The organism is Neofamilia massiliensis, assembly GCF_001299475.1.
GTDB classification, from domain to species: Bacteria; Bacillota; Clostridia; order Tissierellales; family Peptoniphilaceae; genus Neofamilia; species Neofamilia massiliensis.
Map to the genome: position 1 here is coordinate 866,549 of NZ_CYUJ01000002.1, position 16,906 is coordinate 883,454.

The 16,906-nt window shown below is 30.1% G+C and carries 14 protein-coding genes and 3 tRNA genes; 1 reads left to right on the forward strand and 16 read right to left on the reverse strand.

From position 1 onward, the window contains the following. Positions 1 to 80: 80 nt before the first annotated feature. The gene (gene lexA, locus BN2667_RS04195) at positions 81 to 701 is read left to right on the forward strand and encodes a transcriptional repressor LexA (RefSeq protein ID WP_054252066.1); all 621 of its coding nucleotides are present in this window, start codon (positions 81 to 83) and stop codon (positions 699 to 701) included. A 107-nt stretch (positions 702 to 808) separates the two neighbouring features. On the opposite strand, the gene BN2667_RS04200 is transcribed toward lexA, so the two are convergent. From BN2667_RS04200 to BN2667_RS04275, 16 genes are all read right to left on the reverse strand, one after another. Continuing rightward, positions 809 to 1,627 (reverse strand): ABC transporter permease subunit, encoded by an 819-nt coding sequence (locus BN2667_RS04200; RefSeq protein WP_054252067.1) that lies wholly within the window; start codon positions 1,625 to 1,627, stop codon positions 809 to 811. Continuing rightward, positions 1,614 to 2,720, reverse strand: coding sequence for an ATP-binding cassette domain-containing protein (locus tag BN2667_RS04205; protein WP_054252068.1), 1,107 nt, complete (start codon positions 2,718 to 2,720; stop codon positions 1,614 to 1,616). The genes BN2667_RS04200 and BN2667_RS04205 overlap by 14 nt, the downstream gene beginning before the upstream one ends. A gap of 106 nt (positions 2,721 to 2,826) precedes the next feature. Continuing rightward, positions 2,827 to 2,903 (reverse strand) — tRNA-Arg (locus BN2667_RS04210). Between the two features lie 65 nt (positions 2,904 to 2,968). Further along, positions 2,969 to 3,052 (reverse strand) — tRNA-Leu (locus tag BN2667_RS04215). A gap of 1 nt (position 3,053) precedes the next feature. After that, positions 3,054 to 3,130, reverse strand: a tRNA-His gene (locus tag BN2667_RS04220). A gap of 104 nt (positions 3,131 to 3,234) precedes the next feature. Continuing rightward, positions 3,235 to 4,323 carry a redox-regulated ATPase YchF gene (gene ychF / locus BN2667_RS04225; protein WP_054252069.1) on the reverse strand — a complete coding sequence of 363 codons (1,089 nt, stop codon included), beginning with the start codon at positions 4,321 to 4,323 and terminating at the stop codon, positions 3,235 to 3,237. Positions 4,324 to 4,390: 67 nt separating this feature from the next. Then, positions 4,391 to 4,831 (reverse strand): hypothetical protein, encoded by a 441-nt coding sequence (locus BN2667_RS04230; protein WP_054252070.1) that lies wholly within the window; start codon positions 4,829 to 4,831, stop codon positions 4,391 to 4,393. A gap of 12 nt (positions 4,832 to 4,843) precedes the next feature. Continuing rightward, positions 4,844 to 5,317 (reverse strand): pantetheine-phosphate adenylyltransferase, encoded by a 474-nt coding sequence (gene coaD / locus BN2667_RS04235; protein ID WP_054252071.1) that lies wholly within the window; start codon positions 5,315 to 5,317, stop codon positions 4,844 to 4,846. Next, a complete protein-coding gene (rsmD, locus tag BN2667_RS04240; protein ID WP_054252072.1) occupies positions 5,289 to 5,855 on the reverse strand; it encodes a 16S rRNA (guanine(966)-N(2))-methyltransferase RsmD in 567 nt (188 codons plus the stop codon). The genes coaD and rsmD overlap by 29 nt, the downstream gene beginning before the upstream one ends. 45 nt (positions 5,856 to 5,900) lie before the next feature. Beyond that, positions 5,901 to 7,952: an ATP-dependent DNA helicase RecG gene (recG, locus tag BN2667_RS04245; RefSeq protein WP_054252073.1), complete on the reverse strand. Its 2,052-nt coding sequence runs from the start codon at positions 7,950 to 7,952 to the stop codon at positions 5,901 to 5,903. Beyond that, positions 7,952 to 9,559, reverse strand: coding sequence for a DAK2 domain-containing protein (locus BN2667_RS04250; RefSeq protein ID WP_054252074.1), 1,608 nt, complete (start codon positions 9,557 to 9,559; stop codon positions 7,952 to 7,954). Before BN2667_RS04250 ends, recG begins: the two co-directional genes overlap by 1 nt. Positions 9,560 to 9,573: 14 nt before the next feature. Beyond that, positions 9,574 to 9,927: an Asp23/Gls24 family envelope stress response protein gene (locus BN2667_RS04255; protein ID WP_054252075.1), complete on the reverse strand. Its 354-nt coding sequence runs from the start codon at positions 9,925 to 9,927 to the stop codon at positions 9,574 to 9,576. Between the two features lie 126 nt (positions 9,928 to 10,053). After that, the gene (locus BN2667_RS04260; RefSeq protein ID WP_054252076.1) at positions 10,054 to 12,147 is read right to left on the reverse strand and encodes a polyribonucleotide nucleotidyltransferase; all 2,094 of its coding nucleotides are present in this window, start codon (positions 12,145 to 12,147) and stop codon (positions 10,054 to 10,056) included. Positions 12,148 to 12,199: 52 nt separating this feature from the next. Continuing rightward, entirely contained in the window at positions 12,200 to 12,469 is a 270-nt protein-coding gene (rpsO, locus tag BN2667_RS04265) for a 30S ribosomal protein S15 (protein ID WP_054252077.1), read from the reverse strand. 172 nt (positions 12,470 to 12,641) lie between these two features. Beyond that, the gene (ligA, locus tag BN2667_RS04270) at positions 12,642 to 14,612 is read right to left on the reverse strand and encodes an NAD-dependent DNA ligase LigA (RefSeq protein ID WP_054252078.1); all 1,971 of its coding nucleotides are present in this window, start codon (positions 14,610 to 14,612) and stop codon (positions 12,642 to 12,644) included. After that, positions 14,605 to 16,815 (reverse strand): ATP-dependent helicase, encoded by a 2,211-nt coding sequence (locus tag BN2667_RS04275; RefSeq protein WP_054252079.1) that lies wholly within the window; start codon positions 16,813 to 16,815, stop codon positions 14,605 to 14,607. The genes ligA and BN2667_RS04275 overlap by 8 nt, the downstream gene beginning before the upstream one ends. Between the last annotated feature and the right edge of the window lie 91 nt (positions 16,816 to 16,906).

Here is a 16,906-nt window from a genome sequence, read left to right on the forward strand (position 1 = left end):
TTTTTTAATAAAAAGGAACTAATGTTTGTTTTTTTATAATTTCTATGGTAAAATAAATTTAAAGATAGGGTGATAATAAAATGTATGAAGATTTAAATCAGAAAGAATTAGAAATATTATTTTTTATAAAAAGGAAAATTGAAGAACAGGGTTACCCTCCTTCAGTTAGAGAAATTGGCAATGGAGTTGGCTTAAAAAGTCCATCTTCTGTTCATGGATATATTGAGAGACTAGTAGCAAAAGATTACTTGGAAAAATCTCCTATGACTAATAGGACAATTTCTTTAAAAAACCCTGATGCTGACTGTCTGTTAACTAAAAAAACAACTGTTGATGTGCCAATTCTTGGAAAAGTTACTGCTGGACAACCTATTTTTGCAGCTGAAAATATTGAAGATACTTTTCCAATTTTAGCAAGCGTTTCAGAAAATAAGGATTTATTTATGCTAAGGGTATCTGGCGAGAGTATGATTAATGCTGGTATACTTGACGGCGACTATGTCCTTATAGAAAAAAGAAATGATGCAAGAAACGGAGATATAGTTTTAGCTTTAATAGATGATTCTGCTACTATAAAAACTTATTATAGAGAAACAAATAGAATTAGACTGCAGCCTGAAAATGACTTTATGGATCCAATTTACTCTGACAATGTTCAAATTCTAGGTCATTTAATTGGCCTGTATAGAAATCTAAAATAAAATTCTCAATTTTTAATTCTTAAAATTAAATTTAAATTTTAAATATAAAACTGACCTAAAAAGCTTGCTTACTGCATACTTTAAGGTCAGTTGTTTTTTATTTTAAGTTAAACTACTAAATCTTTTTTATTGTAAATTAAAATTCCTAATATAGAAAAAATTACTGCTGGCAATAACTTCCCTACTACTAGAACTGTATAAACTAGATTTTGAGAATACTCATCTAAAACCCTAATTGATCTTAGTGGAATCAATCCTTGTACAAATGGACTTGTATTAAAGACTTCAATTGTAACTAAAAGATTTAAAACCAATAGTATTATAAATATGAAAGCCGCAATATATCCTACACTTGCAGTTCTCTTACACAAGCTAGAAATAAAAGTTCCTAAGGCTAAAAACAAAAGTCCATCTACAAATATTACAATAAATGTAAATAGATAGTCCATAAGTGCATTAACATAGTCAATTTCAGCTACATATGAATATATATAAACACTAGTTATAAAAGTTATTGCTACTAAAAATAATAAATTAATAGTGTTTGCTAAAAACTTATCTAAGAAAATTTCACTTCTGCTAACAGGATTGATGTATAAGTAATCGATAGTACCAAAACCTTGTTCTTTTGCTAAAGAAATCAAACCAATATTTAAAGAAAAAATACAAATCATAAACTGAACAAAGATTAATGTTGATGTAAAATACAATTTAACATTATCAAAGATTTCAAGACCAAAAGGAAGTAAAATTTTATTTACTGCTTCTGGTAGCTTTGTTAAAGAGTCTATAATTATTGGCGAAACACTTTTGTCAGTTATAATTGGATAAGCCAACATAGTCATTACACTGATAATAATTAAAAATATTATCCAGGTAAATTGCTTGCCTAAATTAGAAGAAAATTCTCTATTAAAGATTGACATTTTCATCCTCCTTACCTTGTTCTTGCTTATTAGCAGCTTCAATTAATTCGTCATAGTTAGAATTAGAAATTATGACTGTATTTTGGTCATAAAGATTTCTTTCGACTTGCTCTTCTTTAACAGCCTCGTTATTTTCTGCTTTATCTTCAACTTTTTTATTTACTTCAACTTTTTCTAAATTATCTGAAGAATCTTTGTCAAATTTTACATTAGAGCTAGGAAGAATTCTTTCTTTTTCTATAATTGAAATCTTTTCATCAAGAGTTGAATCTTCTACTGTATAATCTATTAGACCAGATTTATAAATAGCTTCAGCAAGTAGGTCTAAAGGGCCGTTATAATAAAATATACTTTCATTTCCAGCCTTAACTAACTTACAACCAATTTTATAAAAAATTTCTTTGTTGACATCTTTGTCATAAAATCTCAAAATTTTGTCATTGGATAATTTATTTCTTTGATCTTCAGTTTCAATAAGTTCACCATCCATAAAATAAATAATTCTATGACATATACTTTGGGCTTCTTTCAAATTAGACGTTAAAAGTATTACAGTCGCCCCTTCCCTATTCTTTTCTTCTAAAATATCATAAAGTTTTATTCTAGTCGAAGTATCTGGGATATTGTCAGGTTCATCTATAATAATTAGTCGTGGATTGGTTACTAAGGCATTAATTAAAGCTAGTTTTCTCTTATCTAAATATGACAAGTCGCCAATCTTTCTTCCAAGTTTTAAATCAAAATATTCAATTAAAAACTCAATTTCTTCAAAAGTTTTCTTTCCTCTACTTTTAATAGTTTGTTTTAAAAGAGAAACTGGTCGCATGTTGTCGATATACCAGTTGCTTTGAGGTGCTGCTCCTATCTCCATTTTTATTTCCTTAGATTCGCTTTGAGTGTCTAGTCCAAAAATTTCTATATTGCCTTTACTTGGTTTAAAAAAATTAAGCATAAGTTTGTATAAGGTACTTTTGCCTGAATCTTTTTTCCCTAGTATACCTAGTATTTCCTTTTCTTTTACATAAAAAGATGTCGGCTGCAATTTAAAATTAGATAGATTTTTACTTACATTGTTAAACTCTACTATATTCATAATAATTCTCCTTGTCTTTCTATAATTATAGGAAATAAAAAATATTAATTCAATAATTAAGTATTTCAGAACAATTACATTTGTATACAATACGTAAAAATATTTATGGCGCACCCTAGAGGACTTGAACCTCCAACCTCTTGGTTCGGAACCAATTGCTCTATCCAATTAAGCTAAGGATGCCTTTAATGTTTTCCTTTATAAAAAAACACAGTCCAACTACAAATGTTAGACTGTGTTCTTATTAATGGTGCGGGAAAGAGGACTTGAACCCCCACGTCATAGACACTAGATCCTAAGTCTAGCGCGTCTGCCAATTCCGCCACTCCCGCATGGGGTGAATAGTGGGATTCGAACCCACGGTCTCCAGAGCCACAATCTGGCGCCTTAACCAACTCGGCTATATCCACCATATGCTCTCATAAGAGAACATTTATAATTATAGCAACTATTCCTATGAATGTCAAACACAAAATTTACTTTTTTTACATTCTACTAACACAAAATTAAGCTTCTATACATTAAATCTAAATAATACTACATCTCCATCTTTCATAACATAGTCCTTGCCTTCAGACCTTACAAGACCTTTTTCTTTAGCTAGGTTCATGGTTCCACAAGATATTAAATCTTCAAAAGATATTACTTCAGCTTTAATAAAACCTCTTTCAATATCAGAGTGTATCTTTCCTGCTGCTTCTGGTGCCTTAGTCCCTTTTTTAATGGTCCAAGCCCTAGTTTCCATAGGTCCAGCTGTTAAGAATGATATAAGACCTAAAAGTGAGTATGAGGCCCTAATAAGTTTATCTAAGCCAGATTCTTTTAAGCCAAGTTCTTCCAAAAACATTTGTCCATCTTCTTTGCTAAGTTGGGAAATTTGTGATTCTATTTCAGCTGAAATCATAACAATATTAGAACCCTCCTTATCTGCAACTTCTTTTACTTGATCTACAAGATAGTTGCTTTCAGAGTTTATGTCATTTTCTGAAACATTAGCTGCATAAATAACCTTCTTTAATGAAAGCAGGTTATAGGACCTAAGTATTTTTTCTTCCTCTTCACTAAATTCTAAATTTTGAACTGGCTTATTTGCTTGTAAATTTTCTATTAAAGTATTAACCAAGTCTAATTCAACTTGTAAGGTCTTGTCACCTTTTACGCCTTTTACAAGTCTTTGTTTTCTCTTTTCCAATAATTCTAGATCAGAAAATATAAGTTCTAAGTTAATTGTTTCTATGTCTCTCTTTGGATCAATACTACCATCAACATGGATTATATTTTCATCTTCAAAACATCTTACAACGTGAACAATTGCATCAACTTCCCTAATGTTAGATAAAAATTTATTGCCAAGTCCTTCGCCTTCGCTGGCTCCTCTTACAAGACCTGCAATATCATAAAACTCAATTGTTGCTGGTATAATATTTTTTGATTCATTTATTTTTGCAAGCACCTCAAGCCTGTTATCTGGAACAGATACAACTCCAATATTTGGATCTATAGTTGCAAAAGGATAGTTTTCCGCCTCAACTTGAGCGTGGGTTATTGCATTAAATAAAGTACTTTTGCCAACATTTGGCAAACCGACTATTCCTAATTTCATTTGTATATTACTCCTAAAAATAATTTTTTTCTTACATTAAAAAAGCACATAAAGTGCTTTAATTAAATTAGTTTTTTAGTTGTTGTCTATTGTCATTAATAATTCTTATAACTTCAGATAGATTTTCTTGAGTATTTTGAAGAACTTCATCAGCATAGTCTCTAGCACCTTGTCTGATTTGTGCAGCTTCTTCGTTGGCCTCACCAACAACCTTTTCAGCTTTTTCATAAGCTAATTTCATTATATAGTTTTCATCTAAAAGATTTTTTGACTTTTCTTCTGCTTCTGAAACTTTTTGATTTGCTTCAGTTTCTGCTTCAGATAAAATCTTGTCTCTTTCATCTTTTACCCAAGTAGCTTCTTTAATTTCGTTAGGAAGCTCTAATCTTAATTTTTGTATTAAATCAAGTAGTTGGTTTTTATCTACAGCAACTTTACCAGTTAAAGGAATAGATCCTGCTGTTTCAATAATTTCTTCTAGGTCATCAATGCTCTTTAAGATATCCATAATTTTCCTCCATTATTTATATTTTTCTTTTAATTGTTTACATACAACTTCTGGAACCATGTTTTTTACGTCCCCGTTAAAGCTAGCAATTTCTTTTACTACACTTGAACTTAAAAATGTATATTCAGATTTTGAAACCATAAATATTGTTTCAACATCGTTGTTTAAAGAATTATTAGCAAGGGCATTTCGCATTTCATTTTCATAATCAGAAATGGCCCTAAGTCCTCTTAAGACTGTATTTGTATTTGATTTTGCTACATAGTCTACTAATAGGCCTGAAAAGCTATCTATATTAACATTTTCAAGTGATTTAGTTGCTTCTTTTAACATCGCTATTCGTTCTTCTATTGTAAAAAGTGGACTTTTAGATTTATTATCTAAAATTGCCACTGTAACTTCATCAAAATTTTTTGCTGCCCTCTGAATAATATCTAAGTGGCCATTAGTTACAGGATCAAAGCTCCCTGGATAAATTACTTTCAACTTCTTCCTCCTTAAGAAAATATATAACAGTTGACCTATAAGTTCTCTGGTCTAAAATCTTAAAGAGACTTAAATTATCTAATTTCATATTTTTATCAGTTTCTACAATTACTAAAGCTTTCTTAAAGTTTTTATTACTAGCAATATTTTTTAAAGAAGCTTCATATATATTCTTTTCTTGATATGGTGGATCAATATAAATATAGTTAAATTTGATATTAGAAAGATCTCTTAGGGCTTGAATATAGTCAGATTTTATAATTTTACATCCTGGAAGATTAATTTTTTCAACATTTTTATTTATGACATTAATTGCATCCTTGTTATTATCAACTAAATAAACTTCCTTCGCCCCTCTACTTAAAAACTCTAAACCAATATTACCAGTTCCAGCAAACAAATCTAAAACTAAAGACTCAGATACATTTCCTAAAATATTAAATACTGACTCTTTAATTCTATCTTCTGTAGGTCTTGTATCAAAATTTTTATTACTATTTAATTTTAATCCCTTACGTTTGCCTGTTATAATTCTCATAGTTCTCCTAATAAGATATTAGCACAATTATAGGACTTTAACAAGTTAATTTTTGCTCTCAAATCTAACATTTACCATGTCTGTGATATAATAATCCAGCTGAGAAAAATTATTTTTATTATTCTGAATTTTTTGGTATATTTCTTTATAGCTTTTCTTTACAAACTCTATTAATTCTAAGTCATTACTAAAATTAATAAATTGAAAATCTGATATACCATGTTGCTTCGTCCCCATTAATTCGCCTTGACCTCTTAATTCTAGGTCTTTTTCTGAAATATAGAAACCATCAGTAGATTGTTTCATAACTTTCATTCTTCTATATGCCAGCTCAGTTTTATTATTATTTACTAAAACACAATAGGATTTTTCCTGACCTCTTCCTACCCTGCCCCTAAGTTGATGAAGTTGAGAAAGCCCAAACCTATCTGCATCATATATGATTATTAAGTTTGCATTTGGTACATTTATTCCAACTTCAATTACTGTAGTAGAAATGATAATATCAATTTTCCCCTTGGCAAAGTCATTCATAATTTCATCTTTTTCAGAATTTTTCATTTTGCCATGGAGAAATACTGTCTTTATATGGTTTTTCTTAAAGTCATTTGATACATATCTATTATAAACTTTTTCTACAGAATTTAAATTCATTGTCTCGCTATCTTCAATCAAAGGGCAAACTACAAAAGCTTGTCTACCTGCCTGAATTTGTTTTATAACAAAGCTATCGAGTCTAGTTAAGTAAGAATCATCTATTACAATTGTGTCAATTGGCTGTCTGCCAGGTGGAAGCTCATCAATTGATGAAATCTCCATATCTCCATAGATAATTAAAGCCAAAGTTCTAGGTATTGGTGTAGCAGTCATAGAAAGATTATGGGGATTATTTCCTTTTAAATATAAAATTTTTCTTTGATCAACTCCAAACCTGTGTTGCTCATCTATAATAGTTAATCCTAGATTATTAAATTCTACTCCCTCTTGGATTAAAGAATGAGTTCCAATTAAAATATCAATTTCTTGGTTTTTTAATTTATCTAATATAATTTTCTTATCACTTTCAGAAGTTGATCCTGTTAAGAGCTCTATTTTAGGACCAAAGTCTGAAAGATCCTTGTAAAAACTTTTAAAATGTTGTTTAGCAAGGATTTCTGTTGGAACCATTAGGGCTGTTTGATATCCATTTAAATAAGTCAAATAAGCTGCTAGAGAAGCTACAATAGTCTTTCCTGAACCTACATCTCCTTGTAAAAGCCTATTCATACTTGCTGACTCTAAGTCTGTAAAAATCTCTTCAGTGACTTTCTTTTGAGCATTAGTTAATGAAAAAGGAAAAGAGCTGATATATTTATTGATCTCTTTTTTATATTTTGTGTAAGAAATATTTGGTCCACGTTTTATAGCTGACCTATAGTTAGTCCTATCTAAACTTGCTTGTAATACAAAAATTTCATCAAAGGAAAGTCTTTTTCTTGCGCTTTCTAAGTCCTCATAAGATTTTGGGTAATGAATATTTTTTATAGCTGTTTTTAAATCTACAAGTTTTAAATCTTTTAAAAGTTCATTTGATAGATAATCTTCAATGTAGTTAGAATAATCGTCTATTGCTAGTTTTAATAGTTTCCTCAAAAAATTATTAGTTAAACCTGCGGTTAAATTATAAATAGGATTAAAAACTCCTATATCGGCTTTTTTTATAATCTGCCCTTGGACAATTTGTAAGCCGTTTTTATTATTTTTTATTTCTCCATAAATATATTTTTTATATCCGATTTTAAAATAATTTTTTAAAAAAGAGCTGTTAAAAAATATTAGCTCTGCTGTGTCTACTCCATCTGAAACTAAAACTGACATAATGTCTAGATTAGGTCTAGGTCTTCTTACTGTTGGGTTAGATAAAATTTCAACATAAAAAAGGCCTTTTTCCGCTATTTTATCCTTAAACTTATATGTAGTTGATAAGTCCTCATAAGCTCTTGGATAATATCTAAGGCAGTCATACACAGTAAATATATTTATTCTATTAAGGAGCTGGTTCATTTTTGGACCAACTCCTTTTAATTCAGATATTTTTATTTTTTTTAAATCTCTCATTATTCTATTGAAATAATATAATAATATAGTGGCTGACCACCATAGTTAAGTTCAACGTCCATGTCTGGATAAAGTTCTTCGATTTTTTCTAAAAATTCTTCTGCGTCATCTTCACTAGTGTCTTCACCATAATAAATAGAAATCAAACTTAAATCTTCATCATAAAGTTTCTTCACTAAGTCTACAGAAACTTCATTTACATCTTTACCTTTTTGAATAATATCCTTGCCAGTAATAGCTATAATGTCACCTTGATTAATGTCCGAACCATTAAACTTAGTTTCTCTAACTGCATAAGTAACTTCTCCTACTCGCATATGTTCAATAGCGTCTTTTGCAGCTGCCATTATGTCATCAGGATTTTCTTCGCTGATTCCACTAAATATAGCTGTTACTCCTTCTGGCATAGATCTACTTGGTATTACATAAACATTTTTATCTGAAAGGGATTTTACTTGTTCTGCAGATAAAATAATATTTGAGTTGTTTGGAAGAATAAAAATATTTTCAGCCTTTAAATTATTTACAGCTGACAGTAAGTCTTCTGTAGAAGGATTCATGGTTTGTCCACCTGCAATAATTTTAGCAACACCTAAGCTTTTAAATACTTCTGAGAAGCCATCTCCTGCAGAAACGGCGATAAAAGCATTTTTATATACTTTATCTTCCTCAGTTTTTGATTTGTCCAAATCTTCAGATTTTAATACATTATTAGAAATCTCTATATTATACAACTGACCATAAACAAGGCCTTTTTCTAATACTTTTCCTGGATTATTAATATTTAATGATAGGTATAATGAATCTTCATTGTTGTTTATTTCTATATTACTTGCAATATCATTTAAAAAGATTTTAAATTCTGCCACAGCAATTTTAGCAATTTTTGGATTTTTTAATTTAATGTTAAATGAAGCTGAATACTCATATTCATTTGTACTTGTAGCTTTAACTTTTATAGCTTGGGCTTCATCAGAATCTAAAATGCTTTTGTCCCCCATTAGATAAATAAAAGTTCCTTCCACTAAGCATAGAAGTCCTTTACCTCCAGCATCTACTACCCCAGATTCTTTTAATATTGGCAACAATTCAGGTGTTCTGTCAAGAGATTTTACTCCTTCATTATAGACAAATTCAATAAATTCAACTACATTGTTTTTATTTTTTGGAAATTTCTTTGCTGCCTTGGCCATATCTTTAGAAACTGTAAGTATAGTTCCCTCTGTTGGCTTCATAACAGCATTATAAGCTACTTCAGACGCTCTATTAAAAGCCTTAATTAAATCTGAAACTTCTAAAAAATTCTTATCTTCAGGAATTGTTTCAACAAAACCTCTAATTAGCTGAGAAAGTATAACTCCTGAGTTACCTCTAGCTCCAAGTAAAGATCCTTTGCTAAAACTAGATAAAAAACTTTTTATTGTATTTGCGTTAGAATCATTGGCTACTTTTACAGCAGACTTAATTGTCATGTTCATATTTGTTCCTGTATCACCATCTGGAACAGGGAAGACATTTAGGTCATTAACAATATTCTTATTAATGGAAAGATTGTTTGAAGCAGCTAAAACGCATTCTTTTATAACATTTAATTCTAATTGGTTCAAATCTATCCTCCACTCTAGTCTACTCTAACACCTTGAACAATAACATTGACATGGTCAACATCTAGTCCAGTAAATTGTTTTATATTATACTTTACGTTATCTACAATATTTTGTGCAACAACTTCAATTTGCATGCCATATTCTAAAATTACATTTAAGTCAATACTTACGTCATTATCCTCGATATTTACTAAAATGCCTTTTGTTATATAGTCAAGTTTAAGAAGTTCAAAAATTCCTTCTTTCGTATTTTTTGAAGCCATTCCCACTATACCATAACTTTGTAGAGCAGAATGTCCAGCTATAGTAGCTATAACATCAGATTCTAATACTATAGTACCTAATTCATTTTCAAATTTTATAGACATAACTACCTCCATAATTTAATCTTATTATTATTTTATCACATTTAAGCCATTTTTTAAATTAAAAAAGGTTATATAAGTATTATACCCTAATACTCATATAACCCTCAAACCTTATTTCTTATCTTTTTATTCGTTTTTATCTGATTTTTCTAATAAGGCTTTTCTAGAAAGATTAATTCTTCCCATTTTATCTATCTCAATAACTTTTACGTCTATTAGGTCTCCAACTTTTACAACGTCTTCGACTTTGTTTACTCTTTCGTTAGCAAGTTTAGAAATATGAACCATACCTTCTTTACCCTTTACTAATTCTACAAAGGCGCCGAAATTGGTAATTCTAACTACCTTTCCACGATAAATTTCGCCAACTTCTACTTCTTTTACAATAGACTCTATTATTTCCATAGCTTTATTTGCATCTTCTGAGTCTTCACAAATAATAAAGATTTTTCCATCATCTTCAATATCAATTTTTACTCCAGTGTCTTCTATTATCTTATTTATAGTTTTACCACCAGATCCTATAACTTCACCAATCTTTTCAGGATCAATTGTCATAGTAAATATCTTTGGAGCATATTTAGAAAGTTCTTTTCTTGGACCAGAAATTGTATTTGCCATAGAATCTAAAATAAATAACCTGGCTTTTTTTGCTTTTTCTAAAGCTTGTCTTAAAATATTTTCATCTATGCCATCTATTTTAATGTCCATTTGAATTGCAGTTATACCTTCAGAAGTTCCTGCAACTTTAAAGTCCATATCTCCAAGATGGTCTTCAAGTCCTTGTATATCAGTTAATATTGTTACATCTTCCCCATCTTTAATAAGACCCATAGCAATACCTGCAACTGGAGCACTAATAGGTACACCACCATCCATTAATGCTAAGGTTGAGCCACAAACAGATGCTTGTGATGATGAACCATTTGAAGATAGCACTTCAGATACAACTCTTATAGCATAAGGGAAGTCTTCAACACTTGGTAAAACTGGAAGTAGTGCTCTTTCTGCTAAAGCTCCGTGACCTATTTCTCTTCTGCCTGGGCTTCTAAGCGGCTTAGTATCTCCTACTGAGAAAGGTGGGAAGTTATAATGATGCATATATCTCTTTCCTTCACTTTCATCAAGGCCATCTAGAGTTTGTCCTTCTGCAATAGAACCTAGAGTTAAAATCGAAAGTACTTGTGTTTGACCTCTTGTAAATAATCCAGATCCATGAGTTCTTGGTAGTAAAGAAACTTCAGAGCTTAATTTTCTTATTTCATCAAACTTTCTTCCATCTGGTCTTTCTCCGTCTTTTATTATTTGCTCTCTAAAAACGCTGGCAATAATATTTTCTATATATTCGCTAATTTTGCCAACTTCTTCTTCATAGTCTGAATCAAATTTTTCATGTATTTCTTTTTTCGCAGCTTCAGTTAATTCTACTCTTGCCATTTTGTCAGAGTTTTTCATAGCAGCAGAAATTTTTTCTCTACCAAAGTCATTGACTTTATCAAATAATTCTTGATTAATTTCAGGCTTAATAACTGGATCTTTTACTACATTAAGGTCTTTTTGAATTTCCTTAATGAATTTACAAATTCTCTTAATTTCATCATGACCTTTAAGAATAGCTTGTAAAACAATTTCTTCTGAAAGAATGCCAACTTCTGCTTCAATCATCATAATTGCTTCTTCAGTTCCAGAAATAACCAAATACATTTGAGAGTTTTCTCTTTGATTAACATTTGGGTTTATAATATACTCGCCATCAATATAACCTACTGCAACAGAGCCGATTGGGCCCATAAAAGGTATAGGTGAAATTGATAGAGCTATTGATGCTCCATTCATAGCAGCAATTTCTGGACTGTTTTCTATGTCAGTAGATAAAACCGTTGAGATAAGTTGAACATCATTTTTATATCCTTCTGGGAATAAAGGTCTTATTGGTCTATCAATTAGTCTAGAGGTTAGAACAGCATTTTCTGTAGGTCTACCCTCTCTTTTAATAAAGCCACCTGGAATTTTTCCTGCAGCATATGATTTTTCAACATATTCTACAGTAAGTGGAAAGAAATCAATTCCTTCCCTTGGTTCATTAGAAGCTGTAGCAGTATTTAAAACTACAGTATCTCCATATCTTACCAAACAGGCACCTGATGCTTGCTCAGCTACTTTTCCAATAGTAACTTCTAAGGTTCTACCTGCTAAATCATATGAATATTTTTTCTCCATATTTCCTCCAATATTATAACTAAAGAGTGGGAAACCCACTCTTCTTTTGTACCTATATTCCTCTGATACCTAATTTATCAATAAGCTCTCTGTACTCATTAATATCTTTTTCTTTTAGGTATTTTAGTAGTCCCCTTCTCATACCAACCATCTTTAATAGTCCTCTTCTAGAGTGATGGTCGTTTTTATGAGTTTTTAAATGTTCAGTTAGAGATTGAATTCTATAAGTTAGAATTGCAATTTGAACATTAGCAGAACCTGTGTCATTGTCGCTAATTTTGTACTCATCAATTATTTGTTGTTTTTCTTCTTTAGTAATCATTTTTTTCCTCCATAAATATTCTTAGCAATTACCTAGTGGACGCCGAGGTACGTTTCACAAAGTAATCGACTCATAAATAATACCATATAAGTTAGTATTTGTATAGCTTTTATACGATTTTTTGCTTTTATTTTACAAAAAAGTTAATATTTTATACAAGTGAAAATTAAACTTATAGTTTTAAGTCTTTTAAAAAATCTTCTAGATTTTCTTCAGATATTATTGGTATTTTTAATTCTTGGGCTTTATCGTACTTGGAGCCAGGATTTTCTCCAACTAATACATAAGATGTATTTTTAGAAACGCTTGATGAAACTTTGCCAGAATTTTTTATAATTATTTCTTCTAATTCTTTTCTCTTATAGGAAGTAAAAGATCCTGTAATTACAAAATTTTGTCCTTCTAGTTTTATGCTCTTGTCGTCTTTGTCTGGGTATATGATTTGAACTCCAAGGTCAAATAGGTCTTCAATAACTTCTAAAACTTGAGAATTAGAAAAATATGCATGAATATTATGGGCGGTAATTGGTCCAATATCATCTAGTGATGCAAGATATTCTTCACTGGCAATCTTTAAGTCTTCAAAGTTATCAAAATGATTTGACAAGTCTAAGGCAGTTTTTTCGCCAACATTTTGTATGCCTAGAGAATTTATAAAATTATTAAAGGGAACTTTTTTACTAGCTTCAATTGCATTTAGCATATTATTAATTTTCTTGTCTCTAAAGCCTTCAAGTTTCTCAAAGTCTTCTCTTGTTAATGTATAAAAGTCAGATATTTTTTTTATATCGTGAATATCAATAAGTTGTTGAATAGTCTTTTCGCTTAGACCATCTATGTTCATTGCGTTTTTTGAAACAAAATATGTTAGCCTAGCTAAAAGTTGTGGTTGGCAAGACAAGGTATTGTTACAAAATAAATGGGCTCCTATTTCTTCTAACTTCGTATGGCAGGCTGGACAATATTCTGGTTTTTTTATTTCAAAAGTATCACCATAAGAATTATCAGCTGATAAAATTTCTGGTATAACATCATTTGATCTTCTAACAAGTACTTCTGAATTAATTCTTATGTCCTTTGATGCAATGAAATTATAATTATTTAAGGTCGCCCTTGAAATAGTTACCCCATCTATTTCTATTGGCTCGAGAATAGCTGAAGGAGTAACCTTTGAAGTTCTTCCAACATTCCAAACCACATCAATTAACTTAGTATATCTTTCTTCTGCTTCAAATTTATAGGCAATGGCCCATCTAGGAAACTTATTTGTATAGCCTAATTTTTCTCTATAGGATAAGTCGTTTACCTTAATTACAGCTCCATCAATTAAGAAGTTTAAGTCATTTCTAATGCTCTCAATAAATTCAACTTTTTCAATAACTTGGTCTATATTTTTACAAACAAAATAGTTCTGATTTACTGGAAATCCATTTTCTTCTAAAAATTTTTTAGCATCTGTATCTTTTCTTATACCTTGCCAGTTTGTATTTATATTATAAAAATAAGCAGAAATATTTCTCTTTGTTATTACTGAAGTATCTAAGTTTCTAATCGCTCCTGCAGCAGCATTTCTTGCATTTTTTAAAATATCTTCGTCATCTAGTGAATTTAGATAATTAAAGGTAGACAGGGGCATATAGGCTTCTCCAACAATTTCAAAAAAATTTTTTTCATTTATTTGAAATGGAATGTTCTTCATTCTTTTAACTTGTTCGGAAATATTTTCTCCAATAAAGCCATTGCCTCTTGTTGCAGCAGATTTAAATATGCCATCTTCGTAGGTCAAAGCTATAGTTAGCCCATCAAATTTTAATTCAACAACATAATCCAAATCTTTAACTGACAAAAGGTTTTTTATTCTATTATCAAAATCATAAAGACCTTCGTAGTTTTGTGACTTATCTAAACTATATAGTCTGAAAACATGTTTGTGTTTTTCAAACTTAGTTAGTATTAAATCCCCTACTCTCTGGGTTGGTGAATTAGAAAAAATTATTCCAGTTTCTGCTTCTAGTTTTTCTAACTTTTCATAATTTCTATCATATTCAGAATCTGAAACCATTGGGTCATCAAGAGTATAATAATGATATGACCAGGTATTTAATTTTTCAATTAAGCTTTTTATTTCTTCTATCTTAGTCATCAATAACCTCCATAGGAGCAAGATCAGCTAGTAGGGTTTTCTTTTGTCCATTGTCAAATAATACTGTAACAAGCTGGTCACCAGTTGATTGGTCTAGCTTTTCAACTCTTCCCTGTCCCCACTTTTTATGGTTGACATAATCTCCTACTTTGTATTTGTTTGTATTTATAGGAATTGATTCTCTTTCAGTTTCTTTTTTACTTGTATACTTAGTGTCTGTATAGGAGTAAGAATCAAAACCTGTAAATAATTTGCTTTCTCTAGGAACAAAAGTCTTTCTACTTAAATCTTCTTGGTCTATAGAGCCTTGAATTTCATCTAAAAATGTAGACCTTAACTGATATTCATTTTTTCCAAATCTGTTTCTAGATTTTGCACAAGTTAGATATAAGTCTTTTTTTGCCCTAGTTATTGCCACATACATAAGTCTTCTTTCTTCCTCTAGATCGTCATCCTCTATCGCATAAGCTGATGGAAAAATTCCTTGTTCAAGGGCTACTAAAAATACTTTTTCAAATTCAAGCCCCTTGGCTGAATGAACAGTAATTAGTGAAACAGAATTTTCAGTATCTTCTGTTTTGTCATTATCAGAAAGTAAGGCCACTCCAGTTAAATATTCATGGAGATCTCCTTCTCCTCTTTTTTCAAAGTCCTCAATAGATGATCTAAACTCTTCAATATTTTCTATTTTCGTCCTAGCTTCTACTGTATTTTGCTCTTCTAATATTTTTATATATTCAATCCTGTCTAGCAAAAAGTCTAATAGGTCTGTGATAGACATTGAATCAGCCTTAACTTGCAAGTTGTTAATTAAATTTTTAAAATCTTCCAATTTCTTTTTTGCATTGGCATTAAATAATTTATCGAATTGTTCTAAATACGTAAGAGCCTTAAATAAGGATACTTGTTTTTCCTTAGCTACTTGACTTATTTTTTCAACTGTAACATCTCCTATTCCACGTTTAGGAGAATTGATTATCCTTCTAAATGAGACATCATCATCAGTGTTTACAATTAGTTTTAAATAGGCCATTAGATCTTTAATTTCAGCCCTGTCGTAGAATTTTATTCCACCTATTACCTTATAAGGAATTTTTCTCTTCATAAGTTCTTCTTCAAAGGACCTACTTAAAGAGTTTGACCTATAAAGTATAGCAATTTCATCAGCCTTACAGTTTTCATTAAGAAGCTTTTCTATCTCATCTGCAACAAAGGCTCCTTCTTCTTGGTTATTAGCAGCAATAAAAAGCTTTGGTCTATTTCCGTCCTCATTATCTGTCCAAAGGTCTTTTTTTATCCTTTTACTGTTATTTTTAATTACATCATTGGCAGTATTTAATATATTTTTTGTTGACCTGTAATTTTGAGAGAGAATAATCCTTTTAGCTCCTTTAAAATCTTTTTCAAAATTTAGAATGTTATTAATATTGGCTCCTCTCCACTTGTATATTGATTGGTCAGAGTCACCAACTACACAAATATTGTTGTAGATACCAGTTAACAATTTTATTAATTCGTATTGAATGTTATTGGTATCTTGGTATTCGTCGACAAAAACATATCTAAATCTTTCTTGATAGTATTTTCTTGCCAGCTTATCTGAAGTTAATAATTCTATTGTCTTTATTATTAAATCATCAAAGTCAAAGGCATTATTTTCTACTAGTTTTCTTTGATAAGACTTGTATAGAATTAAAAGAGCCTTATCTATTGGATTGTTTGCAAATTTTTCAAATTCAGCTGGTGTAATACCTTCATTTTTCATAGATGAAATTTTTTCTTGGACAAATTTAGGAGAAAATATCTTTTCATCTAAGTTTGCTTCTTTGATACATTCTTTAATTAATGTTTTTTGATCACTTGTATCATATATAGAAAAGTTTTTGTTATAACCTGGAAGATTTAAATCTCTTCTTAAAATTCTTACACAAATAGAATGAAAAGTTCCAATCCACATGCCAGAAACATTAAAATCTAGCAAATTTGAAACTCTATCTTTCATTTCATTGGCTGCCTTGTTAGTAAAGGTAAAGGCAAGGATTTCTTGTGGATGAACATTTTTTTCTTCTATAAGATAAGCAATTTTTGTTGTAACAACTCTAGTTTTTCCACTTCCAGCGCCTGCTAAAATTAATATTGGTCCATCAATATTTTCAACAGCAGCCCTTTGTACATCATTTAATTCATTTAAGATACTTTCCATAAGGCCTCCTTTTTATAAACATATTATCATAAAACTTTATAAGAAACTAACTAATTAACAAAAAAAAGGACAGACTTAAATCTGTCCATAT